Here is a 10,335-nt window from a genome sequence, read left to right as displayed (position 1 = left end):
TCTGGCGTTGATTTTTGGCACGCTGTTGAGTTCTCAAGGTGCGGACGCTTCCTTCGGTCCCGTTTCCGGGCCCTCCGGGCGCTTCCTTCGTTTCCAGCTTAGCAGACCCGATTTCCGTTTCTGCCACCCGCTGGAGCGGGCTGCCGGGGCTGGAATTCGCTATTCGCGCTTCCCGTTCCCGGCGGGGTTGAACATTACCAGGCTTTCTCGGTCCCCCTGACCACGTCCCCTGCGAGCATGCAGAGGTGTAGACCACTGGGGTTAGGATCTGGCTTGATAGGTGCTGCCGACCCGCGACTCAAGGCCGCGTTGGGGTCAGGCAGGAGTACGACAGTACATCCCACCGTCAGTAGAGGCAAACCGTTCCGGTAGTCCCTAGCTCCGCACAATTGGTACGTCTCGTGCGGAACCGGGACTTCCCATGACATACGCTTCAGAACAGTATGCGCCGTCCAGGACAGGCAGTGACGGCGCCACACGATCTCCGCCCCTGGGAGGCTTCCCATGACAACCGTGATGTCGCCGCTTGCCGGACGCGCCATCGGTCTCGCCGCAGTTCCCGACCCGGTCTTCTCCGGTGCGATGGTCGGTCCCGGTACCGCCATCGATCCCGTACGTGAGCCCTCGGAGGCCGTCTCCCCCATCGACGGGGTCATCGTCTCCCTGCACCCGCACGCCTTCGTCGTCGTCGACGACGAGGGGCACGGTGTGCTGACGCATCTCGGCATCGACACCGTCCAGCTCAACGGGCAGGGCTTCGAGCTGCTCGTCGGCAAGGGCGACCGGGTGACGCGCGGACAGGCCGTCGTCCGGTGGAACCCCGCCGAGGTCGAGGCCGCCGGCAAGTCCCCCATCTGTCCCGTCGTGGCCCTGGAGGCCACCGCGGACTCGCTCTCCGACGTCGTCGAGGACGGCGACGTGAAGGCAGGCGACCAGCTCTTCGGCTGGAGCTGAGCCGGTCCGTCCTCGTGACGACCGCGAGTTCGACATTCAACGCGGCGGCCGGGGCCGTCGCTCAATCGGAGACGGGTGAGATGGAGACAACGCTGCGAGGCGTCGGCGTCAGCCACGGAGTGGCGATCGGCGAGGTCCGGCACATGGGTACGGCCGTGCTGGAGCCGCCGGCCAAGCAGATCCCCCCGGACGAGGCGGAGCGCGAACAGGGGCGCGCCCGTCAGGCCGTGGAGGCTGTGGCCGCGGACCTGATCGCCCGGGGCAACCTGGCCGGTGGCGAGGCCCAGGCGGTGCTGGAGGCCCAGGCGATGATCGCCCAGGACCCGGAGCTCATCGCCGACGTCGACCGCCGGATCGCGGTCGGCAGCACGGCCGAGCGCGGGATCTACGACGCCTTCTCGCATTACCGCGAGCTGCTCGCGGGTGCCGGCGAGTACATGGCGGGCCGGGTCGCGGACCTGGACGACGTGCGGAACCGGATCGTCGCGCGGCTGCTCGGCGTGCCGATGCCGGGCGTGCCGGACAGCGACGAACCGTACGTGCTGATCGCGCGGGACCTGGCGCCCGCCGACACGGCGCTGCTCGACCCGACCCTTGTGCTCGGGTTCGTGACGGAGGAGGGCGGTCCGACCAGTCACAGCGCGATCCTCGCGCGGGCGCTGGGTGTGCCGGCCATCGTGGCGCTGCCGGGTGCGGGTGAGCTGGCCGAGGGCACGCTCATCGCGGTCGACGGTTCCACCGGTGAGATCTTCGTGGAGCCGAGCGAGGAGAAGAAGGCGGAGCTGACGAAGGCGGCCGCCGAGCGCAAGGCCGCGCTGGCCACGTCCAGCGGTCCGGGCGCGACCTCCGACGGTCACAAGGTGCCGCTGCTGGCCAACGTCGGCGGTCCGGCGGACGTGCCCGCGGCGGTGGAGGCCGGCGCCGAGGGTGTCGGTCTGTTCCGTACGGAGTTCCTCTTCCTGGACGACAGTCAGAAGGCGCCGTCCGAGGAGAAGCAGGTCGAGGCGTACCGCAAGGTTCTCGAGGCGTTCCCCGAGGGCCGTGTGGTCGTGCGGGTGCTCGACGCGGGTGCCGACAAGCCGCTGGACTTCCTGACGCCGGCGGACGAGCCGAACCCGGCGCTCGGTGTGCGGGGCCTGCGGTCGCTGCTCGACCACCCGGAGGTGCTGCGGACGCAGCTGACCGCGTTGGCGAAGGCGGCCGAGGGGCTGCCGGTGTACCTCGAGGTCATGGCTCCGATGGTGGCCGACCGTACGGACGCGAAGGCGTTCGCCGACGCGTGCCGTGAGGCGGGGCTGCGGGCGAAGTTCGGTGCGATGGTCGAGATTCCCTCGGCCGCGCTGCGGGCGCGCTCGATCCTCCAGGAGGTCGAGTTCCTGTCGCTGGGCACCAACGACCTGGCGCAGTACACCTTCGCGGCCGACCGTCAGGTCGGTGCGGTGTCCCGGCTCCAGGATCCGTGGCAGCCGGCGCTGCTCGACCTGGTGGCGCTGTCCGCCGAGGCGGCCAAGGCCGAGGGCAAGAGCTGTGGTGTCTGTGGTGAGGCCGCTTCGGATCCGCTGCTCGCGTGTGTGCTGACGGGTCTGGGGGTCACCTCCCTGTCCATGGGTGCGGCGTCGATTCCGTATGTGCGGGCGACGCTCGCCAAGTACACGCTGGCGCAGTGCGAGCGGGCCGCGGCCGCGGCGCGTGCCGCGGACACGGCGCACGAGGCGCGGCTCGCCGCGCAGGCGGTGCTGTCCGGGGAGTGATCCCCCGAGGTGCTCGGCGAAGGGGCTTTCCGTCATCTGGTGGCGGGGAGCCCCTTCGTCGTGGGTGGGGTCAGTGGTGGGCGGGCCAGTCGTCGTCGGGGTCGGGGGCGAGGGGGAGGCCGGCGTGGTACTCGACGCCCGGTTCCGGGGAGAGGGGCTCGCCGGTGCGGGCGTCGGTGCAGTAGGCGGCGAAGACCTCGGCCTCGGTGAGCGGGGTGAGGGTGCCGTCGGTGAGGCGCCAGCCGCGGAGGCGGTCGGGGGCGTCGGGTGTGGTGGTGCGCAGGACGATTCCGCCGGGTGCCGTGAGGGCGATGCCGGTGGCGAGTACGGCGGTGAACTCCGGGCCCGTGGCGTCCTCGGGGGGTGTGGTGCCGTGGGCGTGGAGGACGGCGAGGAGTTGGTCGTCGGCGGCCTGGACGCTGCAGACGAGGTGGTGGGTGCCCGGTCCCGCGGCTTCGAGGAGTCGTAGGAGCAGGCGGCCCGCCCGCTCATACGCGGCTTTGCCGATGTCCTTGCCGCAGGTGGCGCAGTCGCCGGTGGTGGCGAGGACGGTGGTGGCGTACTCCCAGGTGGCCTGGCGGACGGCGGTGTCGACGAGCTCGGGGAGGAGGGTGGTGAGGGGTTGGCCGGTGTAGGTGACGCGGGCGCCGGTGGTGGCCAGGTGGGCGGTGAAGCGGCTGCGGCTCGCGGGGTGGTCGGGGTCGGTGCCGGTCTCGGCGCACCAGGCCGCGTACTCCTCGGGGTCGAAGAGGGTGACGGTGGTGTGGCCGCCCTGGGTCGAGAGGGTTTTGAGGAGGGCCTCGACCTGCCGGAGGTAGGTGGCGTGGTCGTCGAAGGCGAAGGTCCGGTACTGGCGCATGGCGGCGAAGTCGTGCTCGTCGGCGAGGAGGCCGACGGTGCTGGGGATCTCGCGGCGCAGGGCGCGGCGGAGGTGTGCGGTGGTGGTGCCGGTACGGGTCATGTCTCCCCCTGGTGACGCTCCGATCAGTGCTCACTCACCGTAACCTTCGGCACTGACAGTGACGGTCCGGTGAGGCGTCGGCGGACGAGGCGGTTCTGGGCGGCGGTGGTGGCGACCAGGGCGGCGCCGAGGAGGGGCCAGGCCAGGGGGCCCGCGGAGACGAGGCCGGTCATGAGGAGGGGGCCCGCGAAGCGCTGGGTGGACTGGGCGAGGCCGTGGACTCCGAGGTAGGCGCCCTGGGCGTCGTCGGGGGCGAGGGCGACGGAGATCTCCCAGGACGCGATGGTGTGGATCATCTCGGCGAAGGTGAGGGCGACGGCGGCCGTGACGAGGGCGGTGATCGCGAGGGTGCGGCCTCCGAGGGCGGAGACGGCGAGGGCGAGCGTGCCGACGGCGAAGAGGCCGGCCAGGGGGACGAGGAGGCGGCGGGCAGCGTCGGTGGTGGCGCCGAAGCAGGAGAGGGGGACCTGGAAGAGGACGACGAGGACGCTGTTGGCCACCATCAGGAGGGGCGCGAGGCCGACGGGGGCGTCGGTGGCGTGGACGATCCAGAGCGGCAGGGCGACCTGGAGGATCGAGTCGTGGAGGAAGAAGACGGCGTCGCCGGTGGTGAAGGCGAGGAAGCCGCGGTCGCGCCAGGGGTTGGAGGGCTTGGTGGTGGGGGCCGGGCCGGCAGAGGTCGCGGCGACGCGGGAGGCGGTGGGGGCGGGGGGTTCGGCGCAGCGGAGGGTGAGGGCGGCCATCAGGAGGTAGGACAGGGCGTCGCCGACGAGCAGGAGCTGGAAGGCGGTGGTGGAGCCGATGGCGAGTGCGGCGGCGGCGCCGAGGCCGCCGAGGGTCCAGCCGAGGTTGGAGGTGGTGCGGTTGATGGCCTGGTAGCGGATGCGGTCGGGGCCGGCGACACGGGCCGCGTAGAGCTTGGTGAGGACGTTGGTGGCGCGGTCGGGGAGGGCGCCGGCGGCGGAGAAGAGGACGAGCAGGAGGTAGTCGTCGGTGGTGAGGAGGGCGAGGAGGGCGGCGGCGCGGAGGAGTTGGGTGCAGATGATGACGCGGACGAGGGGGAAGCGGTCGGCGAGGCGGCCGCCGAGTGGGGCGCCCGCCATGCCCGCGGCGCCGGAGAGGGCGATGAGGAGACCGACCTGGCCGAGGCCGAGGCCGGTGACGTAGGTGAAGTAGAGGGCCGTGGCCGTGGCCCAGAGTCCGGTGCCGCACTTGTCGATGAAGCCGATGACGAGCATGCGGCGGCCGTCGGTGCCGCCGGGGATGCGGTCCTTGAGGGGTGGGCGGGCGGGTCGGGTGGTGCGGTTCATGGATCCCCCTTGCCAACTGCTTTGTATTGATACATACTTGATTACGTGGCAGCACAATATGCGATCGAAGGGGCGACGGCCAAGGGGATTGCCGCGTCCGTGGAGCGGGGCGTGTCCGAGGGCGGGCTCGCCCCGGGCGACGCCCTGCCGCCGGTGCGGCGGCTCGCCGACGAGTTGAGGGTGAGTCCGGGGACCGTCGCCACGGCCTACAAGGAGCTGCGGCAGCGGGGGTTGATCGTCACGCGGGGCCGGGGCGGGACCGTGGTGGCGGAGGTGCCGTCGGTGGCCTCCCGGCGTCCGCCGCGCGTGCCCGCCGGCCTGGTCGACCTCGCCGGGGGGCATCCGGACCCGGCGTTCCTCCCCGTACTGCGGCCCCCCGCGGCCGTCGCCCCGGTGTACGGGTCCCACCGCGCCGCCCCGCGGCTCGCGCACCTGGAGGCACTGGCCAGGGCGTGGTTCGAGCGGGACGGGGTGCCGGCGGAGCACGTCACGTTCGCGCACGGGGCCCTCGACTGCATCGCCCGGCTGCTGTCGACGGAGCTGCGGCCCGGGGACGCCGTGGCGGTGGAGGATCCCGGGTTCCACCATCTGCTCGACCTGGTACCCGCGTTGGGGCTGCGGATGGTCTCGGTGACGGTGGACGGCGAGGGGCTCGTACCGGAGTCGCTGCGGGCCGCGCTGCGGGGCGGGGTGCGCGCGGTGGTGTGCAGTCCCCGGGGCCAGTGTCCGACCGGGGCGTTCTTCACGCGGGCGCGTAGGGACGAACTGGTGGCGGTGCTCCGGGAGTTCCCGGAGGTGCTCGTCGTCGAGGACGATCACAACGCGGAGGTCGGCGGGGCCGCGGCGTACACCCTGGCGGCGGCGGGGCTGGACCGGTGGGCGCAGGTGCGGACCGTGTCGAAGCACCTCGGCATCGACCTGCGCTGGGCCGGGGTCGCCTGCGACGCGGTGACGCTGGCGCGGCACGACGGGCGGATGCTGATGACCTCGGGCTGGGTCAGCCACGTCCTGCAGGAGACGGTGGCGAGCCTCCTCGCCGACGACGCGGTACGGGATCTGGTGGCGGCGGGCGAGGAGGCGTACGCGGAGCGGCGCGCGGCGCTGATCGGTGCGCTCGGCGCGTACCGGATCCGTGCGGTCGGGGCGAGCGGTCTGAACGTGTGGGTGCCCGTGCGGGACGAGTCGGCGGTGGTGAACGGGCTGCGGACGCAGGGCTGGTGGGTCGCCGCCGGGGCGCGGTTCCGCATCGCGGCCCCGCCGGCCGTACGGATCACGACGGCGACGCTCGCGCCCGCGGACGCTCCGCGCCTCGCGGCGGACTTCGCCGAGGTCCTGGGGGACGCCCAGGCGACGTACGGCGGGTGACGGCGCGCCGGGCGATGTCGTGGCCGGGACGCGCGGACGCTCCGGGGAAGGCGTCGGCCCTCCCCGGAGCGTCCGGTCGGTGCCGGTTCAGCGGGTGCGGAAGGCGTTGCGCTGGGTCTGGGTGAGGGTGTTGCCCCGGGCGTCGGTGAGTTCGGCGCGGAGCGAGACGGACCTGCCCGGACCGGGGGTGCGGAATTCCGCCCGGCCGTCGCGGACCGGAACCCGGGTCCAGGTGGCGCCGTTGTCGACGGACATCGACACGGTCAGGGACCGGACGCCGGTCCCGGTGGCCGCGCCCTGGACGGTGACCGGCACGCGGAGCAGGGCTCCCGCCGGGGCGGTGCCGTCCAGGGCGAGGTCCGGGGCGAAGCTGACCGTGCTGAGGGGAAGGGCCGCCGGGCGGGCGGCGGCGGCCGAGGTGAAGGTCCAGGAGGCGGTGACGCGTCCGCCGGACGCCGTGCCCTCCCCTCGCGTCGCCGAGGCGGTCAGCCGGTACGAGGCCGCTCCGGGGGTGGTCGTGAACTCGGCGCGGCCGGGCTCGCCCCGGCGGGTGCCGATCAGGACGCCGTCTCGGTGGAGCGTGGTGGTCGCGGTGCGGAAGCGCGGTGCGCTCGGGGCGTGGCCGTCCCCGTCGGCGAGCAGCGGGATGTCGAGCGCGATCCTGTCGCCGTCACGGACGCCGGCCGGCCGGGCGCCGGGCCTCGTGTCGAGGGCCGGGCCGAAGACGGCGTTGTCGAAGGTGTGGGTGGTCGTCGCGCCCGCGTGGACCGCGATTCCGTTCGCCTCGTAGCGGTTGGGCGGTGTCTCGGGGGCGGCCGGACCGGTGAAGGTGACGTCCCAGAGACCGCGCTCCGGAGTGACGAGGACGGTCGCGGTGGCGGGAAGCCGGAGGGACTGGGCGAGGCCGATGGTGGGGCCCGCGCTGGGCTGGACGGAGACGGACCCGGTGCCGCTCGCGCCCTCGGGGGCGGCTCCCCGGATCTTCATGGTGGCCAGCTCGTCGGCCGCCGGGTGCCGGACGAGGCCGGTCAGGGCTCGGTTCGAGGTGAAGGTGTAGCCGAGCGCGTAGTCGGCGCGGGCGCCGGACCAGTAGGTGTCGAACCACTCCTTGACCGAGCCCGGTTCCGAGGCCGGGCCGAGGTGGGCCACGCGCAGACCCTCACGGGCCGTCATGATGTTCGCCGAGCGGGTGGTCCCGTCGTGGGTGACCTCGACGAACCCGATGCCGTTCAGGCGGCGCGCGCCCGACTCCGGCGGACGGACGTCCACCGGGGCGGTCGTCCGGGCGTCCACGGTGACGGTCCTGTCGCCGTTCAGGTCCAGGCGGGGCTGGACGACCCAGTCGGTCCCGGTGGCCGGATCGGGGCCGTACAGCGTGGAGTCGAGCAGGTAGCGCCCCTTGGGCAGGCGGACGGTGACCGTGCCGGACTCGTCGTAGGGAGCGGCCTCCTCCCGCGCGCCCCGGCCCGAGATGCCGGTCACGTGGGTGCGGTAGCCGCCGGTGGCGTGGCCCGCGCGGTCGAGGTGCCGGATCGTCAGCGTGTACGTCTCGGAGACGCCGGACGCCGCCACGGCGGTCGGGGGCAGGGCGGAGAGGGTCGTGCCCGCGAGGACTCCGGCGAGGGCCAGGGTGCGCAGGACGGTGCGGCGGCCGGTGGTACGGGGTTCGGCGGTGCTGTCCGCCGTACGGCTGTGTGCCGAGGAATCGTTCATGCCCAGCACTGCTCGTGGCGGCCGGGGCGTTCCCGTGACCTGGGCCACATCGGCGGGGTGCGGTGGGGGCTGTGCTCCAGGTCACGGGAACCCTGTCGAACCATCGCCCAGTGCCAGATGTGGAATCACCTATGAGAGATCGTTTCCGCGCCGGGGACCCCACGGCGCTCGGCGAGGCGTACGACGAGCACGCACGCGTGCTGTACCACTACGCCTACCGGGTGTGCGGGGACCGGGCGGCCGCGGAGGACGTCGTGTCCGCCGCGTTCCTGGAGGCCTGGCGCTGCCGCGGGAAGGTGCACGCCGACGGCGGCAGCCTGCGGCCGTGGCTGCTCGGCATCGCGACCAACATCATGCGCGGCGCGGCCCGCGAGGCGCGCAGGCGGGACGCCGCGCTCGCCAGGATCCCCGAGCGCGGCGTCCTGCCGGACTTCGCCGACGACGTCCTCACCCGGATGACGGACGGCGAGCAGCTCCGCGCCGCCCGTGCCGCGCTCGGCAGGCTCAGGCGGCGTGAGCGCGAGGTCTTCACGCTCGTGGTGTGGGCGGGTCTGGACTACGCCGCGGCCGGGGAGGCGCTGGGAATCCCGGTCGGCACCGTCCGCTCCCGGCTGTCCCGGGCCCGTGAACGGCTCCGGAAGCTGGCCGAGGCCGAACTGCGCGCGGCGCGGCGCCGGGAGCGGTCCGCCGCTGCGGCGGTCCGCTCGACCGGGCGGCCCGCCCCTGGCGGCCTGGCGGGGGCGGGCGGCTCGCCTGACGCCGCCGAGGGGGCACGCGGATCCGTCGCGGTGCCTGGAGCCCCTGGGGCGTCCGGTTTCCCCGCGGTGTCCGGACCTCCTGCGGTGTCGGTGTCGTCGCCGAGCGCCGTGCCCGCAGCTCCGGCGGTGCCCGTGTCGGAACCGGTGCCCGACCCCTCGGCGGTGTCGACGCCCTCGTCGGAAACCGTGCCCCGAGCCCTCGCGGTGCCGACGCCCCCGTCCGGCGCCGTACCCGGCCCCCTCGCCGCGCCCTGCTCCCTCCCCGTTCGCTCGACCGTCCGCCCGGCCCTCGCGCCCCGACCCACCTCGGAGAACCAGGCATGAACGCCTCCGCCCCCCGCCCGCCGCGCGCCGACGCGGACGAGCTCCTGCGTGCCGAGCTCGCCGAGCTGCTGCCCCCGCCTCCGGTGCCCGATCTGCCGGTGGAGCGGAACCAGCACCTCAGGCACGCCGTCCTGCGGACCGCCCTGGCCGACGGGGACGGCGCGACCGCCCGCCCGGTGCGCGCCCGCCGTCCCCGCCAGGGGCTCCGGCTCGGCTGGATCGCCGCACCGGTGGCCGCCTGCGCGGTCGTCGCCGGCGTCGCCGTGCTCGCGCCCCAGGACGGATCGGCCGGTTCCCCGGGCCGTGTCTCAACGGCGCAGCCCGCCTCACCCGAGGCCGTGCGGGTCCTGTCCGGTGCCGCGCTCGCCGCGGCCTCCGCTCCCGCCCCGGACGCCAGGCCCGGCGGGTACGTCTACGTCAAGAGCCTCGTCGCCCACGCGGGGCGCGACGCGGTCGGCGGTCCCGCCGCGCTGCCGCCCGCGCATCAGCGCGAGGTGTGGCTCTCCGTCGACGGCAGCCGGCCCGGTCTGCTGCGCGAGCCCGGTGCCGCCGACACGGAGCTCGGCGTCGAGCTGCCCGTGTACGAGCTGGAGCATCGCGGGGCCACGCCCCGGAAGACCACCGCCGCCGCGGCGCCGCCCTCCGTCACGAACCCGACGCACGCGTACGTGGCGACCCTTCCCACGGATCCGGCGGTGCTGCTGCGCCTGATCCGGGACCAGACGCGCGCGGACGGGGGGGACGCCGATCAGCGGGCGTTCACCGCGATCGGGACCCTGCTCGCCGAGACCTGGGCGCCGCCGGAGGTCACCGCCGCGCTGTACGAGGCGGCGGCGCGGATCCCCGGGGTGACCGTGCTGCCGTCCGCGAAGGACGCGGCCGGGCGCGAGGGCGTCGCCGTGGCCCGTACCTCCCACGGCGAGCAGACCCAGTGGATCTTCGACCGGACGACGTCGGCGTTCCTCGGTGAGCGCACGGTGCTCACCGAGAACACGTCGGCCGGGCGGACGGGGACGGTCCTCGGGGTCTCGGCCGTGCTCGCCAAGGCGGCCGTCCCCGCGCGCGGGGAGCAGCCGAAGGGCTGACCGGAAAAGGCCGGGGCCCGCCCCGCGCCAGTCCCGCTTGAACAGAACCACCAGGGGGGGTTTGGCGATGACCGCCGCGAGGCGGTACCAGAAGCCGATTCTGCGGCGGGGCAC

9 protein-coding genes and 1 pseudogene are annotated in these 10,335 nt (G+C 74.1%); 6 read left to right on the top strand and 4 right to left on the bottom strand.

Annotated features, from left to right (window positions below; genetic code table 11):
- The 3 genes from ABZ318_RS37295 to ptsP form a co-directional block, all read left to right on the top strand.
- Nucleotides 1-220: hypothetical protein (locus ABZ318_RS37295; RefSeq protein WP_356906863.1), on the top strand; the 220-nt coding region annotated here is incomplete at its 5' end.
- Nucleotides 221-504: 284 nt separating this feature from the next.
- Nucleotides 505-954, top strand: a complete 450-nt coding sequence (locus ABZ318_RS37290; protein WP_356906862.1) for a PTS glucose transporter subunit IIA — start codon at nucleotides 505-507, stop codon at nucleotides 952-954.
- 80 nt (nucleotides 955-1,034) lie between these two features.
- The gene (gene ptsP / locus ABZ318_RS37285; RefSeq protein WP_356906861.1) at nucleotides 1,035-2,705 is read left to right on the top strand and encodes a phosphoenolpyruvate--protein phosphotransferase; all 1,671 of its coding nucleotides are present in this window, start codon (nucleotides 1,035-1,037) and stop codon (nucleotides 2,703-2,705) included.
- A gap of 70 nt (nucleotides 2,706-2,775) precedes the next feature.
- On the opposite strand, the gene ABZ318_RS37280 is transcribed toward ptsP, so the two are convergent.
- A complete protein-coding gene (locus tag ABZ318_RS37280) occupies nucleotides 2,776-3,666 on the bottom strand; it encodes a hypothetical protein (RefSeq protein WP_356906860.1) in 891 nt (296 codons plus the stop codon).
- 23 nt (nucleotides 3,667-3,689) lie between these two features.
- The gene (locus ABZ318_RS37275; RefSeq protein WP_356906859.1) at nucleotides 3,690-4,976 is read right to left on the bottom strand and encodes an MFS transporter; all 1,287 of its coding nucleotides are present in this window, start codon (nucleotides 4,974-4,976) and stop codon (nucleotides 3,690-3,692) included.
- A 45-nt stretch (nucleotides 4,977-5,021) separates the two neighbouring features.
- Between ABZ318_RS37275 and ABZ318_RS37270 the strand changes: the two genes are divergently transcribed.
- Nucleotides 5,022-6,341 carry an aminotransferase class I/II-fold pyridoxal phosphate-dependent enzyme gene (locus ABZ318_RS37270; RefSeq protein ID WP_356906858.1) on the top strand — a complete coding sequence of 440 codons (1,320 nt, stop codon included), beginning with the start codon at nucleotides 5,022-5,024 and terminating at the stop codon, nucleotides 6,339-6,341.
- An 87-nt stretch (nucleotides 6,342-6,428) separates the two neighbouring features.
- Here ABZ318_RS37270 and ABZ318_RS37265 read toward each other — a convergent pair whose 3' ends face one another.
- A complete protein-coding gene (locus tag ABZ318_RS37265) occupies nucleotides 6,429-8,054 on the bottom strand; it encodes a serine protease (protein WP_356906857.1) in 1,626 nt (541 codons plus the stop codon).
- 131 nt (nucleotides 8,055-8,185) lie between these two features.
- On the opposite strand from ABZ318_RS37265, the gene ABZ318_RS37260 reads away from it, so the two are divergent.
- Nucleotides 8,186-9,136: an RNA polymerase sigma factor gene (locus ABZ318_RS37260; protein WP_356906856.1), complete on the top strand. Its 951-nt coding sequence runs from the start codon at nucleotides 8,186-8,188 to the stop codon at nucleotides 9,134-9,136.
- On the top strand, nucleotides 9,133-10,221 hold the full coding sequence (locus tag ABZ318_RS37255) for a CU044_5270 family protein (RefSeq protein WP_356906855.1): 1,089 nt from the start codon (nucleotides 9,133-9,135) through the stop codon (nucleotides 10,219-10,221). Before ABZ318_RS37260 ends, ABZ318_RS37255 begins: the two co-directional genes overlap by 4 nt.
- A 21-nt stretch (nucleotides 10,222-10,242) precedes the next feature.
- Here the strand turns inward: ABZ318_RS37255 and ABZ318_RS37250 are convergent.
- Nucleotides 10,243-10,335, bottom strand: a pseudogene (locus tag ABZ318_RS37250) (1-acyl-sn-glycerol-3-phosphate acyltransferase); the annotation flags it as partial.

The sequence above is a fragment of the Streptomyces sp. NPDC006197 genome (assembly GCF_040613865.1).
In the GTDB taxonomy this organism is placed as follows: Bacteria; Actinomycetota; Actinomycetes; order Streptomycetales; family Streptomycetaceae; genus Streptomyces.
This window is presented reverse-complemented; position numbering and strand designations above follow the sequence as displayed.

Excerpts from the sequence above, each read along its gene's own strand:
- ABZ318_RS37280 (WP_356906860.1), bottom strand. The coding sequence starts at position 3,666 with ATGACCCGTACCGGCACCACCACCGCACACCTCCGCCGCGCCCTGCGC.
- ABZ318_RS37260 (WP_356906856.1), top strand. The coding sequence starts at position 8,186 with ATGAGAGATCGTTTCCGCGCCGGGGACCCCACGGCGCTCGGCGAGGCG.
- ABZ318_RS37255 (WP_356906855.1), top strand. The coding sequence starts at position 9,133 with ATGAACGCCTCCGCCCCCCGCCCGCCGCGCGCCGACGCGGACGAGCTC.
- ABZ318_RS37265 (WP_356906857.1), bottom strand. The coding sequence starts at position 8,054 with ATGAACGATTCCTCGGCACACAGCCGTACGGCGGACAGCACCGCCGAA.
- ABZ318_RS37275 (WP_356906859.1), bottom strand. The coding sequence starts at position 4,976 with ATGAACCGCACCACCCGACCCGCCCGCCCACCCCTCAAGGACCGCATC.
- ptsP (WP_356906861.1), top strand. The coding sequence starts at position 1,035 with ATGGAGACAACGCTGCGAGGCGTCGGCGTCAGCCACGGAGTGGCGATC.
- ABZ318_RS37290 (WP_356906862.1), top strand. The coding sequence starts at position 505 with ATGACAACCGTGATGTCGCCGCTTGCCGGACGCGCCATCGGTCTCGCC.